This is a genomic window from Roseovarius atlanticus, from assembly GCF_019802205.1.
GTDB classification, from domain to species: Bacteria; Pseudomonadota; Alphaproteobacteria; order Rhodobacterales; family Rhodobacteraceae; genus Roseovarius; species Roseovarius atlanticus_A.
The window spans coordinates 1,479,410-1,494,538 of sequence record NZ_JAHVHQ010000003.1 but is presented as its reverse complement, the minus strand read 5'-3'; the positions used below and the strand labels follow the sequence as shown (position 1 = coordinate 1,494,538).

Below are 15,129 nucleotides of genomic sequence, written 5' to 3'. Positions count from 1 at the left end.
CGATATCGGGCAGGTGACACCTTCGTGATCGCCGCATAGTCTCATGTCGATTGCAGGAGAATACCATGGTTTCGCGCGTCATTCCGGTAGACCCTTTCGACCTCGTGATCTTTGGCGGGACCGGCGACTTGGCCCGGCGAAAGATCCTGCCGGGGCTTTTCCGCCGGTTTCGTGCGGGTCAGATGAACGAGGATGCTCGTGTAATAGGCGCGGCGCGTAGCGACATGGACGCGGACGGGTATCGCGAATTCGCAAAAGAGGCCGTGACCGAGTTCGAACCCGAGGCGGCGCGCGATACCGAGATTCTTGACGGTTTCCTGCAGTGTCTGGACTACGTGACAATCGATGCAAAAGGCGATGCGGGTTGGTCCGAATTGAAGGGTTTCTTGCGCGATACCGAAATTCGCGCTTTCTATTTTTCAGTTGCGCCCAGCCTGTTCGGCGACCTGGCCGATCGACTGCATCAGCATGGTCTGGATTGTCCGAATTGCCGGATTGTCGTGGAAAAACCCTTCGGTCGTGACCTGAGCACCGCGAAAGCGCTGAATGCGACCATCGCCAAGTATTTCGACGAGCACCAGATCTACCGAATCGATCACTACCTCGGCAAGGAAACGGTGCAGAACCTTATGGCGATCCGGTTCGGCAATACGCTGTTCGAACCTCTGTGGAACAGTCAGTATGTCGATCACATCCAGATAACCGTGGCCGAGAAGGTCGGGGTAGGCGGCCGTGGCGACTATTACGATCGCTCCGGCGCGATGCGCGACATGATGCAGAACCACATCATGCAGCTTTTGTGTCTCATCGCCATGGAGCCGCCCGCAAAGTTCGATCCCGATGCGGTGCGCGACGAAAAGCTGAAGGTCATTCGCGCACTGGATTCGGTCGCCCCTGAAGACGCCGTGCGCGGTCAATATGAAGGCTCGGGAGAGACCGGAAGCTATCGCAACGAAGTCGGCAACCGCGACAGCACGACAGAAAGCTTCGTGGCCCTGCGCGCGACGATCAGCAACTGGCGATGGGCCGGTACCCCGTTTTACCTGCGCACTGGAAAGCGCTTGCGCGACCGGGCCAGCGAGATCGCGGTCGTCTTCAAGGACGCGCCGCACTCGATCTTCGGGGCAGATGCGGGCCGGCATCGCAACATCCTCACGATCAAGCTGCAGCCCAACGAGGGGATCGAGCTGGGCGTGACCATCAAGGAGCCCGGTCCGGGCGGTATGCGCTTGGTAGATGTGCCCCTCGACATGACATTTGCAGAGGCTCTTGGACCGGAAGAGGCGGATTTCCCGGATGCCTACGAGCGGCTGATCATGGACGTGATCCGGGGCAATCAAACCCTCTTCATGCGCGGTGACGAGGTCGAGGCCGCATGGGCGTGGATCGATCCCATCATATCGCAATGGGAGGAGTCGGGGCGCGCACCGCTCAGCTATGCGACAGGAAGTTCCGGCCCCGACGACGCATTGATGTTGATGCATCGCGACGGGCGCCGCTGGCGGGAGATACGCGCATGAGAGTGATCGAATATGCGGACGAGGAGATGCTGGCGATCAATCTTGCCAACCAGTTGGCAGGTGATTTGAACACGGCACTCGAGCACGAAGACCGAGCGCTTTTCGTCGTCCCCGGCGGTAGAACACCCGGCGGCGTCTTCGACGTTCTGTGCGACGCTGATCTAGACTGGTCCCGCATCGACGTCTGTCTCAGCGACGAGCGCTGGGTCCCGGAGGTGCACATTCGATCCAACACGAAAATGGTGCGCGAACGTTTGCTTGTGGGCCGGGCGGCCAAGGCGAACTACCTCCCGCTCTATGCAAGGGCCGAAGCGCCCGAACCTGTGCTGGCCGAGCTTGAATCGAGGATCCAGCCCTATTTGCCGATCGACGTTTTGTTGCTGGGCATGGGCGCAGACATGCACACGGCCTCGCTTTTTCCGGGCACCGAGGGCCTTGAGATCGCACTGGCCCGCAACGCACCGGCGCTGGTGCCGATGCGCCCCAAGAAGGCGGAGGATGTGCGCGTCACGCTTTCCGCGCGGGTACTGAATGCGGCAGTGGCCAAGCACATCGTCATTACCGGCCAAGAGAAGCGAAAAGCACTGGAGCGGGCCAGAACCTGCCAACCGGAACAAGCCCCTGTCGTGGCGATCCTCGACGAAGTGGATGTCCATTGGGCACCGTGATGGATGCAATCGGTCCGGGGCGTGTAAAGCAAGGGGAAGACGGATGATCTGGGCCGAGTTGCGAACAGAGGCGGGCGCCTCGATAAACGAACTCATGAAGGCGCCGGATCGCGCGGCGCGTTTCCAGGTGTCTGCGGATGGCATGCTCTTCGATTATGCCAAGACGTCGATGACGGAGAGCGCCCGCGACGGGCTTCTGACACTCGCGCAGACGCGTGGGGTCGAGACCCGGCGCGAAGAGATGTTCGGCGGCGCGGCCATCAACCGGACCGAGGGACGTGCAGTGCTGCATATCGCGCTGCGCTCCGGCAAGGATACCGTCATCAAGGTCGACGGCGCAGACGTCATGCCCGGCGTGCGCGACGTTCTGGGACGTATGCGTGCCTTTGCCGATGACCTTCGTGCAGGGCGGCACAGCGGGGCAGGTGGCGCGATAACCGATGTCGTGAACATCGGGATCGGCGGCTCGCACCTTGGTCCCGAAATGGGCACCTTGGCGTTGCGCCCGTATCACGATGGCCCACGCTGCCACTTCGTCTCGAATGTCGACGGGGCGGATATCTCGGATTGCCTTCAGGGGCTGAACGCCAAAACCACGCTGGTTATCGTGGCCTCGAAAACATTCACCACGATCGAGACCATGACGAATGCCTGGACCGCCAGGCACTGGATGGAACAGCATGGCGGAGATCCATCGGCGCAGTTCGTTGCCGTATCGACGGCTGAGGACAAGACATCGGATTTCGGCATCGCACCAGAGCGGGTCTTCGGCTTCGACGATTGGGTCGGGGGGCGGTACTCTATGTGGGGGCCGATCGGGCTTGCGCTGATGCTGGCGATCGGGCCGGAACGGTTCGACGAATTCCTTGCCGGCGGCGCGGCCATGGATGCCCATTTCCGCGATGCGCCACTGGATCGCAACATGCCGGTGATGCTGGCCTTGACGGGCTTGTGGCACAGCCACGTGTGCGAACATCCAACCCGTGCCGTATTGCCCTACGACCAGCGCCTGTCGCGCCTGCCGGCCTATCTGCAGCAGTTGGAGATGGAAAGTAACGGCAAACGCGTCCAGATGGATGGCAGCCTCGTTCAGACCGGCTCCGGTCCGGTTGTCTGGGGCGAGCCGGGGACGAACGGTCAACATGCGTTTTATCAGCTGATCCATCAGGGAACGCAGGTTGTCCCGTGCGAATTCATGGTTGCCGCGATCGGGCACGAAGCCGAACTGGACCATCATCATCGTCTTCTTCTCGCCAATTGCCTCGCGCAGTCCGAAGCCTTGATGCGCGGTCGGGACATGGCAAAGGCGCGCGAACTGATGCGCAAGGCCGGCTTCAACGGGCAAGAGCTGGAGATGCAGGCCGCACACAGGGTTTTTCCCGGCGACCGGCCGTCAACGACGCTCCTCTATGACAGGCTGACGCCATACCGGCTTGGCCAGATCATCGCGCTTTACGAGCATCGCGTCTTTGTCGAGGGTGTCATTCTCGGAATCAATTCCTTCGACCAATGGGGCGTCGAGTTGGGAAAAGAGCTTGCAAAGGAAATGGAACCGCTCGTCGCGGGAGACGTCGCCCCCGACGACAAGGATGCGTCGACGCAGAACCTTCTCGCGTTCGTGAAGGCCCTGCGCGACTAGCGTGGGATATCGAAGTCCTCAGGCGCCAATGTGAATCCTTCGAACGTGAACCCCGGGGAAACGGTACAGCCAACCAGCGTGTACTCGCCAGTCGATCGGGCCATTTGCCAGAAATCCGGTGGCACTATTACCTGAGGGCGCTCTCCGGCGGCGAGGTTGGAGCCCAGCCGCACGTCCTGAACAGGACCCGCGTCATCGCCGGACATCGACAGGACAAGCGGTGCGCCACCGTAGAAATGCCAGATCTCGGTGGCGTCGACCTTGTGCCACCGATTCCGGTCCTGTTCGCGCAGCAGGAAGTAGATCGCGGTCCCATGCGCCCGGCCGTCATTTGCCGCGCGCCATGTTTCTCGGTAATATCCGCCTTCGGGATGCGGGATCAGCTGAAACGCCGAAATGATGTCTTCGGCGGTCACGTCAAACCCGCAGGATCGAGCGACCTGCGTAGATCGCTGTATCGCCGAGCGCCTCCTCGATCCGGATCAGTTGGTTGTACTTCGCAAGCCGGTCGGACCGCGCCAGTGAGCCGGTCTTGATCTGACCGCAGTTCGTGGCGACGGCAAGATCCGCAATCGTGGCATCCTCGGTCTCGCCGGAACGGTGGGACATGACGTTGGTGTAGCCCGCGCGATGCGCCATTTCGACTGCCTGAAGCGTCTCGGTCAGGCTGCCGATCTGGTTCACCTTGACCAGCATGGAGTTCGCGACGCCGCGCTTGATTCCATCGGAAAGGCGCTCGGGGTTGGTGACGAAAAGGTCGTCGCCCACCAGTTGCACCTTGTCCCCGATCTGATCGGTCAGGGTTTTCCAGCCGTCCCAGTCATCTTCGGACATGCCATCTTCGATCGAGATGATCGGATAATCCGACACAAGAGACGAAAGATAGGCGGCGTTCTCTTCCGGCGAGAGGGACTTGCCTTCTCCCGCGAGCTCGTATTTTCCGTTCTTGAAGTATTCCGTCGCGGCGCAATCGAGCGCGAGATAGATATCCTCGCCGGGCGCGTAGCCGGCTTTCTCGATCGAGCGAAGGATGAAGTCCAGCGCGTCGCGCGTCGAAGCGATGTTCGGAGCAAAACCGCCCTCGTCGCCGATCCCGGTCGACAGACCTGCGCCAGAGAGTTCTTTCTTCAACGTGTGAAATACCTCTGCGCCCATCCGCACGGCATCGCGGACATTGCCCGCACTGACCGGCATGATCATGAATTCCTGGATGTCGATCGGATTGTCGGCATGTTCCCCGCCATTGATGATGTTCATCATGGGCACAGGCAGCGTGCGGGCCGAGGTGCCCCCCACGTAGCGAAAGAGCGGCTGCATCGAAAAATCGGCTGCGGCCTTTGCAACGGCGAGGCTGACACCAAGAATGGCGTTCGCGCCGAGGCGTCCCTTGTTCGGCGTTCCGTCAAGTTCGATCATTGCTTCGTCGATTGCGACCTGCTCGCTCGCATCGAAACCGGCAAGGGCATCTGCGATTTCGCCGTTCACGGCGGCCACGGCCTCCAGCACGCCTTTGCCCATATAGCGGGATGCGTCACCGTCACGTTTCTCGACGGCCTCATGGGCGCCGGTGGAGGCGCCCGACGGCACCGCGGCGCGGCCCATGGTGCCGTCTTCGAGTATCACGTCCACCTCGACCGTCGGATTGCCGCGGCTGTCCAGGATTTCGCGTGCGTGGATGTCGAGAATGATGCTCATGTGAGACCCTTTGGCAAAATGATGTTGCCGGTGCCATAGCAAGAACCAATGCGAATGGGAACTGCGACGCGTGGCGAATGCGCGGTCTTCGTCAATCCCGGGCGAGGGCGGTCAGGATGCGCTCAGGTCTTGTCGATACGCATGGCGGGCAGGCCGGTTTCGGGACATTCCGAAAAGGTGGCGCCGTGTCTGGTGCGCATATGCTCCATGAACGTGCGGGCCGCTGCACGTGTATCCGCCGTCTTTGGATGTGCCGGGTTAAGGACCAGTCCAATCGAGCAGCGCGCAATCCGCAACATTTCGTCAATCGCGTCATACCAGAACTGGACGGGTCCATAGGCATCAATCGCCTGATGGCACAGGACAATGTCGAAATTGTCGTCAGCAAAACTGTAGGGCAGGCTACGCCCGTCGAAATGGCGGCACTCTATGCCCAGCATCTCGTGTATGGCGGCATAGGAGTCACGAACATTGTTGAACCCATCCGGTTGATAAAAGTCACAAACCGTCACGTAATGGCCGAAGTGACTGAACACTTCGTAGGTTCCGCAGGCGCCGGCCGAAAGATCTATGATGGTTCTGGGTTCGGCCAAACCGTCGACAAGCTCTGGAAAGAGAATATTGGCACGAACCAGTTCCCTCAGGTTGTTGAGAGCGCGGAATTGGTACTTCAAAGGTATGCCCGCTCTCACGCGCGAGAGAATGTCGATCTCGTAGGACCGTACCAGTTCTTTGGGAACCGCCACATCATTTTTGTCGAGCCACCGTGCCAAGGTGCCGACCCGGCGCAGCCAGATACCGCGCTTTCCCTTGGCGAACTTGCGCTCTGCAACGCGTGGTGCCTGCAGGTTTGCCAAGTTGTAGCCTTCGGTTTCGGTGGTGACAAAAGCTTCCGCGAGTTTCTGAGCCTGCATCGGTTTTCCATTATTCTTGTTTACTGCTTCGCGGAGAATAAGCGCTGCCTTGGGCGCCGTGAAAATTCAAAATGTGTGGGAGTCTAATTATCCTGCCGGGCGTTGCATTCTTACGCAGCCAGCCGTGCCTGCCGGGCAAGTCGCCGTTCGCGCAGAAACGTGTAGAGGCCGGTAGAGATAATCAATGCCGCACCAAGTAACGTCAGCATGTCGGGCCGCTCGGAAAACACCACGACGCCGACAAAGAGGGAAAACAACAGCCGCGTATAGCGAAAGGGTGTCACGACCGCGGCGTCGCCCATGCGCATGGCCGCCACGATACCGTAATACCCGAATGCGCCAAAGACGATGCCGCAGCCGATCATGGACCAAAGCGCGGGCGTCAGCGCGGAAACGCTTTGAGGACCGAGCGTGACAAGAAACAATCCCGCCGGAACAACCGCGGCAAAGCCCTGGAACGAGACAACCGCGGAGGAAACCTTTACATCGATGCGCTGCGTAATCAGGTCTCGCGCGGCCACGCAAGTAACCGACACAAGCACCAGCAACGCCGCGGGGTCGAACCCCTCCAGGCCTGGCCTGATGATCAGCAGCACGCCCATGAACCCGATCAGGATTGCGCTCCACCGGCGCCAACCGACATCTTCTTTCAGGAATATCGCGGCGCCCATGGTGATGACGAGAGGCGTGGCCTGGAAAACCGACGCGACGACGGAAATGTCGACGAGTGATAGCGCCGTGGTGAAGGCCAGCGCCGCACCCGCCTCGCAGCAGGCGCGCACAATCAACGGCGTACGCCAGGCGTCGCGGGCGAACAGGTTGTGACCACCGAGACGCGCCATGATCGCAAACACCGTAGCGCTGCCCAGCCCCAGGAAGATCAGGATTTGACCAACGGAGATATCCGCGGACAACTTCTTGATGAACATGTCCTCGACGGTGAAAGCCGCCATGGACAATATCACCAGAAGTATTCCGCGAATGTTGTCCATCATCTCCGCCCGACAGCCCCGCCGGAGCGATAGGCGGCTTTCAACGCAGAGACAAGCCGATAGCGGCCGCCAACTACTCTTTGCGGATCGGCACGCCGTAGAGTTCGAGCTTGTGACCCTTCAACTTGTAGCCCAGCTTGGCGGCGATCTTTTCCTGCAATTGTTCGATTTCGGGATCGACGAACTCGATGACCTCGCCCGAGTGCATGTCGATCAGGTGGTCGTGATGATCGCGTTCGGCATCTTCGTAACGTGCGCGTCCGTCGCCGAATTCCAGTTTCTCGATGATTCCGGCTTCCTCGAAAAGCTTCACTGTCCTGTATACCGTGGCGATCGAGATTTTCGGATCGTGTCCGCTCGCCCGCGAATAAAGCTCTTCCACATCCGGATGATCATCCGAATTTTCCAGAACCATGGCGATGGTGCGCCGCTGGTCGGTCATCCGCAGGCCCTTGGCCTCGCAACGGTCGATGATGGTCTCTGTCATGCCGGCCTTCTGTGCGTATCCGGGGCGTTGGATAACGGGAACGCTTCTGGAAATCCAGAGTTTTGACAGCCCGATCACTGCGACTGTTCGAGGTCGGCCCAGACCGGCAGGTGATCAGAGGTGATATGCGCGGGCTTCTCGCGCAAGGTGCCAGTCGCCACTGTCGCAAGCGTGTCCGAATGCGCGATCCGGTCGAGTCGCACCAAGGGGCGCGGGGCAGGGTAGCTGGGAGGTGTCAGGGCAAACGAGACACCGCGTGCCGCAGAATCGATGGCGGTACGATTCCCCCACTCGTTGAAATCCCCGGCAAGGATAAGCGGCATCGCCGGACGCCGGGCAACATGACGCAGCACGGCCTTTATCTGAAGAAGGCGATAGCGGCGCACCAATCCCAGATGCACCCCGACAACGCGTAAAGGCCCAAGTCGCGTTTTCATCTCGGCCAGTATCGCGCCACGCGGTTCCAATCCGGGCAGATCAAGATGCTGGGTGTGCAGAACGCTCAGGTCCGCGCGCACCAGCATCGCATTGCCATGCCATCCCAAAGAGCCACCGGGTGCGCCGAATGGCAGAATTTTCCATCCATCTCGCTCGACCAGGTCATGGGGCAGAGCCGCGGGGCGCGGCGGCAGGCGCTTGTCTACCTCTTGCAACACCACGATATCCGCCCCGAGGGAATTGATCACTTGAAGGCTTCGATCCGGCCGGCGGCGCATGTCCAGACCCACGCATTTCTGCAGATTGTAGGTTGCAATTCTCAGGCGCGGCAGTTTCATGCTAACACGTTGGCAGGAGCCGTGACGGAGCGTACCCCATGTTTGCAGATCAGACCTGGCTGGCGCGGATCATATGGCTGGCACTGGCCGGGGCAGTCATATGGGCGCTGGCTTTGCTGCGTTTCGAACTTGCTTTCGTTGCGTTGGCAACTTTGGGCCTGTCGATGGCTCCGGTTGTCGTGGCCAACTGGGCCCAGGTGCATGTTCCTCCAACATTCGTCGCGATCGTGGTCATCTTCGTTGTGGCGACGCTTTTTCTTGGCGAAGTCTTCAATTTCTATGAGCGGTTTTGGTGGTGGGACATCGCCATGCATGGCACCTCGGCCGTCGCGTTTGGTCTGATCGGCTTTGTGCTCGTCTTCATGATGTTCCAGGGCGATCGTTTCGCCGCACCGCACCTGCAACTCAGTTTTCTCGCATTCTGTTTCGCCATGACCATCGGGACCGTCTGGGAAATCTTCGAATTCGCGATGGATCAGGCCTTTGGGTTGAACATGCAAAAGTCTGGCCTGGACGACACGATGGGCGACCTCATCATCAACACGGTAGGGGCGCTTTTGGGCGCGGCAGCCGGGTATGGTTATCTCAAAGGCCGTCATGTTGGTATCGGATCCTTCATCGACGAATTCGTGCGCCGCAATCCGCGACTTTTCCGCAGGCTGCGCCGAAACCGCGACAAGAACCGCTCAAGCTAGGCTCAGGTTCCACAGAACGTCTGCTGGACCACCTCGGACGGCTCGGGCGGGCGTGCCAGATCCCGAGCGTCGTCCCGGGGCTGGTACGGGTCCGACAAGACGTCAAGCATCCGATGGAAGGGAGCGAAATCCCCGCTCAAAGCCGTCTGGATCATCTGCTCGACCCTGTGATTGCGCGGGATATAGACTGGATTTGCCTCCTTCATGGAGCTTGCCGGATCCTGTTCCTGCTCCAGGCGCCTGGACCATTCCGTTTCCCAGGTATCGAAGTCACCGGGATCAAGGAACTGATCCCGCGCCTTGCCGTCGCTCAAGGCGCGGAAGGTATTGGTGAAATCGGCCCTGTTGGCGGCCATCTTGTCCAGCAACGATACGATCAGCGGCTCGTCCTCGACCGAGGCGTCCGCAAGTCCGATCTTTTGGCCGAAACGCTTGCGCCACGCTATGTGAACTTGCTCCGGCATTGCATGCACGGTCTTGGTGAATTCTTCCACAGCCTCGTCCTGGTCCGGCATCAGGGGCACCAGCGCAGTTGCCAGCTGTGCCATGTTCCAGACGATCACATTGGCTTGGTTGGCAAAGGCATACCGACCGTGCATGTCGATGGATGAAAACACCGTGTCGGGTTGGTAGGTGTCCATGAAAGCGCAGGGACCATAGTCGATTGTCTCACCGGACAATGTGGTGTTGTCGGTGTTCATGACACCGTGAATGAATCCAAGCGACATCCACTGCGCAACAAGTTCGGCCTGCCGCGCCATCACCGCCTGAAGTAGCTTGTGGGGGCCTGCGACATCCGGATAATGTCGATCCACCACATACTCGAAAAGGTCCTTCAAACCGGCAATGTCGCGGCGTGCCGCAAAGAACTGAAACGTGCCGACGCGGATGTGGCTCCGGGCCACGCGGGTCAGCACGGCGCCGGGCAGGGCGCCGGTTTCGCGGAAAACCTGTTCTCCGGTCAGGGTGGCGGCCAACGCGCGACTGGTGGGAACGCCAAGCGCGTGCATGGCCTCGCTCAGGACGTATTCCCGCAGAACCGGACCGAGCCAGGCCCGCCCGTCTCCCATGCGGGAATAGGGCGTCGGACCCGAACCCTTCAATTGTATGTCAAAGCGGTCGCCGTTCCGCGCGACCTCGCCCAGCAGATTTGCCCTGCCGTCGCCGAGCTGTGGAGAGAACCCGCCGAACTGGTGACCTGCATAGGCCTGCGCCAGTGGATCGGCCCCGTCCGGCAGGGCATTGCCAGAGAAAATCTGCGCCATCTCCTCCTCGGACCCCGGTGTGATTCCAAGGTGCTGTGCAAGAGCTTGGTTGAAAGCGATCAGACTGGGCGCCTTGACCGGCGCCGGGTCTTGACGCGTGTAAAAGCGTTCGGGCAGGCGGCTATAGGAATTGTCGAAAGGAATCTGCAGGGTCATGTCTGAAACATAGGTGCATTTTGCCCCGACGCTAGAGCTTGCGCGTCATCAGCATGTAATTCTCCCGCGACTCGAACCGCAGTTTTTCATAGACCCGGCGCGCGGATTCGTTGCCCCGGTCGACCTCCAGATGGATCGCTTTCATGCCTGCCTTCGCCAAAGTCTTGGGCAACGTCAAAAGGATTTCCGATCCGATGCCACGGCCTCGCACACCCGGCCGGATGAAGATTTCGTCCACGAACCCGTCGAGACCGCCGAACTCCACCGACCAGCCGAAAGTGACGATCACGTAGCCGATCGGCGCGCGTCTCGGTCCGGCCAGATAGACGCAACCGTGCGGCGATCCTTCCAGCAGCGGCGTAAGCGCCGCGCGGCGGGTCGCCTCGTCCTGGGCGATCCCTTCTTCGGCATGGAACGCCGCCACCAATGGCAGCAGGCGATCCAGGTCTTCAAGCGCGGCAAGGGTCAGTTTGGTCATAGGCGTGCAAGCCTTTCGGTCAGCAGCGAAAAAAAGCCATCGGCGTCAATATCCCCGATGAACAGCGCGTTGGGCGCGCGATCGGTCACGCGCCACCAGTCGGCGACGGTCATGCCCAGGGTCAGGTCGGACGTCGTCTCGATCTCGACATTGATATGCCTGCCGGAAAACAATTCTGGCCTGATGAGATAAGCCGTGGTGCAGGGGTCGTGCAGCGGCGCGCCTTCCGAGCCGTATTTTTCGCGGTCGAACCGTTCGAAGAAATCGGTCATTTCGGCGACGGCTTCGCCCACACGGTTTTTGATGGCTCGAAAGGCATCGTTGCGCGCCCGGGTGACCAGCGCCTTGTGCGTGACGTCAAGCGGCATGACCACAAGTGGGACGCCCGAGCCAAAGACACGTGCCGCGGCCTCTGGATCCACGTGGATGTTGAACTCTGCCGCGGGCGTGATGTTGCCCACCTGGAAATAAGCCCCGCCCATCAGAACGATCTCTGCGACGTTGCCCACCACATCCGGTGCCTGCTCGAAGGCGGTCGCGATATTCGTCAGCGGTCCGATGGGAACAAGGGTGACGCTGCCTTTCGGTTCGGAGCGCAATGTTTCGATGATGAAATCCACCGCGTGTTTTTCCTGCAACGGCATGATGGGATCGCTCAGAACCGGCCCATCCAGCCCCGTCTTGCCGTGCACGTGTTCGGCCGTGATCAAGTCACGCTTCAGGGGGCGGTCGCTGCCTGCAAAGACCTTGATATCCGGTCGCCCGGCAAGCTCGCAGACGATGCGGGCGTTTCTGGTCGTCAGGGCCAGCGGCACGTTACCCGCCACGCAGGTAATGCCAAGCACCTCGATCTCTTCAGGGCTTGCCAGCGCCAACAGGATGGCGACGGCGTCATCCTGCCCCGGATCGGTGTCGATTATGATCTTGCGCGGAGCCATGCGCAGTCCCTGTCACGCCGGGCTGCCCTTGTCCACTGGCCTTGCTGTGGTTGGCAGAAATACTCCGGATGAGACGCGGAAGAACCCGCGTGTCGACCTTGTGGTCAGCGGCCCAGTTCCTTCATGCCGTTTTCGATGCCGGCCAGTGTCATCGGCACCATGCGGCCGTCGAAGATTTCGCGGATCATGCCGATAGAGTGCGTGTAGTCCCAGTATTTCTCGGGAACCGGGTTGATCCAAAGATGTTCGGGCCATTGGGCACGGGCGCGGTTCAACCAGACCTGACCCGCTTCTGCGTTCCAGTGCTCGTTGGCGCCGCCGGGATACGCGATCTCGTAGGGCGACATCGAGGCGTCGCCGACGAAAATGCATTTATAGTCCGGGCCATAGGTTCGCAGCACTTCGTCGGTGGGTGTCTGCGCATCCCAGCGGCGGCGATTGTCCCGCCAGACGCCTTCGTAGAGACAGTTGTGAAAATAATAGTATTCCAGATGCTTGAACTCGGCCCGCGCGGCGGAAAAGAGTTCTTCCACCAGCTTGATATGCGGGTCCATGGAGCCGCCAACATCGAGAAACAAAAGTACCTTGACCGCATTGCGCCGCTCGGGCCGCGTCTTGACGTCGAGATAGCCATGCTCGGCGGTGGCGCGGATTGTTCCGTCAAGGTCCAGCTCCTCTTCGGCCCCGTCCCGCGCCCAGCGTCGCAGGCGCTTGAGCGCGACCTTGATGTTGCGCGTGCCCAGTTCGATCGTGTCATCGAGGTTGCGGAACTCGCGCTTGTCCCAGACCTTCACCGCCCGCTGGTGCCGGCTTTCCTTTTGCCCGATCCGAACGCCTTCGGGGTTGTAGCCATAAGCGCCGAAGGGCGATGTGCCTGCCGTGCCGATCCACTTGTTCCCGCCCTGGTGGCGGCCCTGCTGCTCTTTCAGGCGCTCTTTGAGCGTCTCCATCAGCTTGTCGAACCCGCCTAGCGCCTCGATCTCGGCGCGTTCTTCTTCGCTCAGGTGCTTTTCCGCCAGCTTCTCCAGCCACTCCTGGGGGATATCGACCGCGTTCAGAACGTCGCTCGCGCTGATCGCTTCAAGCCCCTTGAAACTTGCGGCGAAAGCCTGATCGAAGCGGTCGATCAGGCGCTCGTCCTTCACCATCGCGGACCGTGCGAGGTAATAGAACCCCTCGATGTCGTAGGTCACGAGTCCCGCGTTCATCGCTTCCAGGAACGTGAGGTATTCGCGCAGCGACACAGGTAGACCCGACTTCCGCAGATTTTCGAAGAAGGGCAGGAACATCGTTACCTCATATGGACATGCGGTGGATGACCAGTGTCGCGAAAAGTCCAAGCAAGGTAAAGATCAGGCCATAGATCGTGGCATAGAGCAGGATGTCCGCCACGCGCCCCTTGCGCCGCCACGCGGTGAATGCACCCAGGCCGATGCCCAGGATGGCCCCGAAAACTACGATCATGTTTTTTCCCGTCAGATCACTTCAAAGGGCTGAGCGACGAGATTTCGCGCAGTTTGGCCCGCACCGCCCAGTCCGCGCCGAAGCCGTATCGCGCCCAGCCGATACTGTCCAGCCGTACGGACTGCGCCTCTGCGACGCGGCCTTCGAGGTCAAGCGCCTCGGCCCGCAGCAGCATGAGCGTCGACAAAAGCGCTGCATTCTCGTGACGTTCGGCAATGGCCAGGTGAGGTGACAGGATGGCGAGCGCCAAAGTGCCTTTGCCTTCGCCGATCGCGAACGCGGCGAGCTGAGAGGCGGAGTAGGCGCGATGCAACTCCGTACCCGGTGTCTGGCTGTAGAACCTTTCCGCAAGTCGGAAATGCTCGAACGCGGTGTCGGGCTGGCTGGCCTGGGTCAGGCGCCCCATGGCAAAATGCGAGAAAGCCCGGCGATGGTCGTGCCATCCCATGGCGTCGGCGATGCGCAACGCCTCGCCCGCGGCCACGACGCGCTGCGAATGTCCGGCCCCCGGTCCGAGCGCGGTTTGAACCGCTTTGACCCAGGCGCGCGGAGTCGAGGATACTTGGCGCGGCGGAATGCTGTCGCCCCGTGGATTGAGCCGCGACAGGATCGAGGGCAGGCGTGCCGCAACCTGCCCGCGGGTCATCCCCGAGTGCAACTCGGGCGCATAATAGGTCCGCAAGATCAGCATGTCGAAGCCGGTCAGGACGGTATGCACATTGTCATCGTTGAACACGCTGTCAGGCAGGCGATAGAGGTCGTTCAGAGGCCCGAGCGCCTGCGCCACTTCCTCATGCAGGCAGTCGCGCACTTCCTGAGGAGACGCATCATTGGGAAGGAAAATCGCGATCTTCTCGCGCTTGATCAGCTTGCTCCAGTTTGTCAGGCGTTTGTTTCTTGCAGCGCGGTAATCGGACAGGCGGCTGATGTTCGGGACCACAAAGCAGGCTGCTTTGGGCAGATGCCGGCGAATCTGCGCGCGGGGAACGGCTTCGATGGTGATATTGGCGGTCTCCGATCGCACCCGCGCGATGTCGATCTGCGCCTCTGTCCGCAGCCGGTGGACCAGCCGATTGAGGTCCGGGATCAGTGTCGATGGCGGTTTGCCCGTGACGCGAATGGAAATAGGCCCCTCGAAACGCGAGAAGTTCTGCAATTTGCGGCCGGATTCCAGCTGGAATGACAGTTCGAGAAAGTCGCGCCCGATGTCCGCGTTCGAACGCGTGGGTGCAACTGGCCTGGGGGCAGAGAACGACTTGAGCGCTGGCAATGATGCCGTGGATTGCGTTGCGGCACGTGACGGCATTTCGCTGGACGGACTGGGGACGCATGCGCCCAGCATGAGGAACAGTGGAAGTATGACGCGGCGCATGTGGTCCCCGATGCCTGTAAAATCCCAAGTGGCAGAGAACCCCGTCGCGGAAATCCTGCCGTCCTTCGAT

At 60.6% G+C, this 15,129-nt stretch carries 16 protein-coding genes; 4 read left to right on the top strand and 12 right to left on the bottom strand.

What is annotated here, in order from left to right:
- Nucleotides 1-65 precede the first annotated feature (65 nt).
- Genes zwf through pgi form a run of 3 tightly spaced genes read left to right on the top strand, consistent with a single transcriptional unit; the run spans nucleotide 66 to nucleotide 3,827 of the window.
- Nucleotides 66-1,520, top strand: coding sequence for a glucose-6-phosphate dehydrogenase (zwf, locus tag KUV49_RS13210; RefSeq protein ID WP_222450349.1), 1,455 nt, complete (start codon nucleotides 66-68; stop codon nucleotides 1,518-1,520).
- Complete coding sequence (gene pgl, locus KUV49_RS13205; RefSeq protein WP_222450348.1) at nucleotides 1,517-2,188, top strand: 6-phosphogluconolactonase; 672 nt, start codon at nucleotides 1,517-1,519, stop codon at nucleotides 2,186-2,188. The genes zwf and pgl overlap by 4 nt, the downstream gene beginning before the upstream one ends.
- Before the next feature lie 43 nt (nucleotides 2,189-2,231).
- The gene (gene pgi, locus KUV49_RS13200) at nucleotides 2,232-3,827 is read left to right on the top strand and encodes a glucose-6-phosphate isomerase (RefSeq protein ID WP_222450347.1); all 1,596 of its coding nucleotides are present in this window, start codon (nucleotides 2,232-2,234) and stop codon (nucleotides 3,825-3,827) included.
- Here pgi and KUV49_RS13195 read toward each other — a convergent pair.
- The 6 genes from KUV49_RS13195 to KUV49_RS13170 form a co-directional block, all read right to left on the bottom strand.
- Nucleotides 3,824-4,243: a cupin domain-containing protein gene (locus tag KUV49_RS13195; protein WP_222450346.1), complete on the bottom strand. Its 420-nt coding sequence runs from the start codon at nucleotides 4,241-4,243 to the stop codon at nucleotides 3,824-3,826. The two genes, pgi and KUV49_RS13195, sit on opposite strands and share 4 nt — an antisense overlap.
- A 1-nt stretch (nucleotide 4,244) precedes the next feature.
- Nucleotides 4,245-5,522 (bottom strand): phosphopyruvate hydratase, encoded by a 1,278-nt coding sequence (gene eno, locus KUV49_RS13190; protein ID WP_222450345.1) that lies wholly within the window; start codon nucleotides 5,520-5,522, stop codon nucleotides 4,245-4,247.
- Nucleotides 5,523-5,644: 122 nt separating this feature from the next.
- Nucleotides 5,645-6,436: a methyltransferase domain-containing protein gene (locus KUV49_RS13185; RefSeq protein ID WP_222450344.1), complete on the bottom strand. Its 792-nt coding sequence runs from the start codon at nucleotides 6,434-6,436 to the stop codon at nucleotides 5,645-5,647.
- Nucleotides 6,437-6,546: 110 nt separating this feature from the next.
- On the bottom strand, nucleotides 6,547-7,428 hold the full coding sequence (locus KUV49_RS13180; RefSeq protein WP_222450343.1) for a DMT family transporter: 882 nt from the start codon (nucleotides 7,426-7,428) through the stop codon (nucleotides 6,547-6,549).
- Between the two features lie 73 nt (nucleotides 7,429-7,501).
- Nucleotides 7,502-7,915: a Fur family transcriptional regulator gene (locus tag KUV49_RS13175; protein WP_222450342.1), complete on the bottom strand. Its 414-nt coding sequence runs from the start codon at nucleotides 7,913-7,915 to the stop codon at nucleotides 7,502-7,504.
- Between the two features lie 74 nt (nucleotides 7,916-7,989).
- The gene (locus KUV49_RS13170) at nucleotides 7,990-8,691 is read right to left on the bottom strand and encodes an endonuclease/exonuclease/phosphatase family protein (protein WP_222450341.1); all 702 of its coding nucleotides are present in this window, start codon (nucleotides 8,689-8,691) and stop codon (nucleotides 7,990-7,992) included.
- Nucleotides 8,692-8,729: 38 nt separating this feature from the next.
- Between KUV49_RS13170 and KUV49_RS13165 the strand changes: the two genes are divergently transcribed.
- Nucleotides 8,730-9,386, top strand: coding sequence for a hypothetical protein (locus tag KUV49_RS13165; RefSeq protein WP_222450340.1), 657 nt, complete (start codon nucleotides 8,730-8,732; stop codon nucleotides 9,384-9,386).
- Between the two features lie 2 nt (nucleotides 9,387-9,388).
- Here the strand turns inward: KUV49_RS13165 and KUV49_RS13160 are convergent, their stop codons facing one another.
- The 6 genes from KUV49_RS13160 to KUV49_RS13135 form a co-directional block, all read right to left on the bottom strand.
- On the bottom strand, nucleotides 9,389-10,807 hold the full coding sequence (locus KUV49_RS13160) for a protein adenylyltransferase SelO (RefSeq protein ID WP_222450339.1): 1,419 nt from the start codon (nucleotides 10,805-10,807) through the stop codon (nucleotides 9,389-9,391).
- 31 nt (nucleotides 10,808-10,838) lie between these two features.
- Entirely contained in the window at nucleotides 10,839-11,285 is a 447-nt protein-coding gene (locus KUV49_RS13155) for a GNAT family N-acetyltransferase (RefSeq protein ID WP_222450338.1), read from the bottom strand.
- Nucleotides 11,282-12,223, bottom strand: a complete 942-nt coding sequence (locus KUV49_RS13150; RefSeq protein ID WP_222450337.1) for a nucleoside hydrolase — start codon at nucleotides 12,221-12,223, stop codon at nucleotides 11,282-11,284. The genes KUV49_RS13155 and KUV49_RS13150 overlap by 4 nt, the downstream gene beginning before the upstream one ends.
- 104 nt (nucleotides 12,224-12,327) lie before the next feature.
- Entirely contained in the window at nucleotides 12,328-13,512 is a 1,185-nt protein-coding gene (locus tag KUV49_RS13145; protein WP_222450336.1) for a vWA domain-containing protein, read from the bottom strand.
- 7 nt (nucleotides 13,513-13,519) lie between these two features.
- On the bottom strand, nucleotides 13,520-13,687 hold the full coding sequence (locus KUV49_RS13140; RefSeq protein WP_222450335.1) for a hypothetical protein: 168 nt from the start codon (nucleotides 13,685-13,687) through the stop codon (nucleotides 13,520-13,522).
- A 16-nt stretch (nucleotides 13,688-13,703) separates the two neighbouring features.
- Complete coding sequence (locus KUV49_RS13135; RefSeq protein WP_222450334.1) at nucleotides 13,704-15,059, bottom strand: DUF2927 domain-containing protein; 1,356 nt, start codon at nucleotides 15,057-15,059, stop codon at nucleotides 13,704-13,706.
- Nucleotides 15,060-15,129 lie beyond the last annotated feature (70 nt).

Excerpts from the sequence above, each read along its gene's own strand:
- KUV49_RS13160 (WP_222450339.1), bottom strand. The coding sequence starts at position 10,807 with ATGACCCTGCAGATTCCTTTCGACAATTCCTATAGCCGCCTGCCCGAA.
- eno (WP_222450345.1), bottom strand. The coding sequence starts at position 5,522 with ATGAGCATCATTCTCGACATCCACGCACGCGAAATCCTGGACAGCCGC.
- KUV49_RS13155 (WP_222450338.1), bottom strand. The coding sequence starts at position 11,285 with ATGACCAAACTGACCCTTGCCGCGCTTGAAGACCTGGATCGCCTGCTG.
- KUV49_RS13150 (WP_222450337.1), bottom strand. The coding sequence starts at position 12,223 with ATGGCTCCGCGCAAGATCATAATCGACACCGATCCGGGGCAGGATGAC.
- KUV49_RS13135 (WP_222450334.1), bottom strand. The coding sequence starts at position 15,059 with ATGCGCCGCGTCATACTTCCACTGTTCCTCATGCTGGGCGCATGCGTC.
- pgi (WP_222450347.1), top strand. The coding sequence starts at position 2,232 with ATGATCTGGGCCGAGTTGCGAACAGAGGCGGGCGCCTCGATAAACGAA.
- KUV49_RS13170 (WP_222450341.1), bottom strand. The coding sequence starts at position 8,691 with ATGAAACTGCCGCGCCTGAGAATTGCAACCTACAATCTGCAGAAATGC.
- KUV49_RS13185 (WP_222450344.1), bottom strand. The coding sequence starts at position 6,436 with ATGCAGGCTCAGAAACTCGCGGAAGCTTTTGTCACCACCGAAACCGAA.
- KUV49_RS13145 (WP_222450336.1), bottom strand. The coding sequence starts at position 13,512 with ATGTTCCTGCCCTTCTTCGAAAATCTGCGGAAGTCGGGTCTACCTGTG.
- pgl (WP_222450348.1), top strand. The coding sequence starts at position 1,517 with ATGAGAGTGATCGAATATGCGGACGAGGAGATGCTGGCGATCAATCTT.
- KUV49_RS13165 (WP_222450340.1), top strand. The coding sequence starts at position 8,730 with ATGTTTGCAGATCAGACCTGGCTGGCGCGGATCATATGGCTGGCACTG.
- zwf (WP_222450349.1), top strand. The coding sequence starts at position 66 with ATGGTTTCGCGCGTCATTCCGGTAGACCCTTTCGACCTCGTGATCTTT.
- KUV49_RS13175 (WP_222450342.1), bottom strand. The coding sequence starts at position 7,915 with ATGACAGAGACCATCATCGACCGTTGCGAGGCCAAGGGCCTGCGGATG.
- KUV49_RS13180 (WP_222450343.1), bottom strand. The coding sequence starts at position 7,428 with ATGGACAACATTCGCGGAATACTTCTGGTGATATTGTCCATGGCGGCT.
- KUV49_RS13140 (WP_222450335.1), bottom strand. The coding sequence starts at position 13,687 with ATGATCGTAGTTTTCGGGGCCATCCTGGGCATCGGCCTGGGTGCATTC.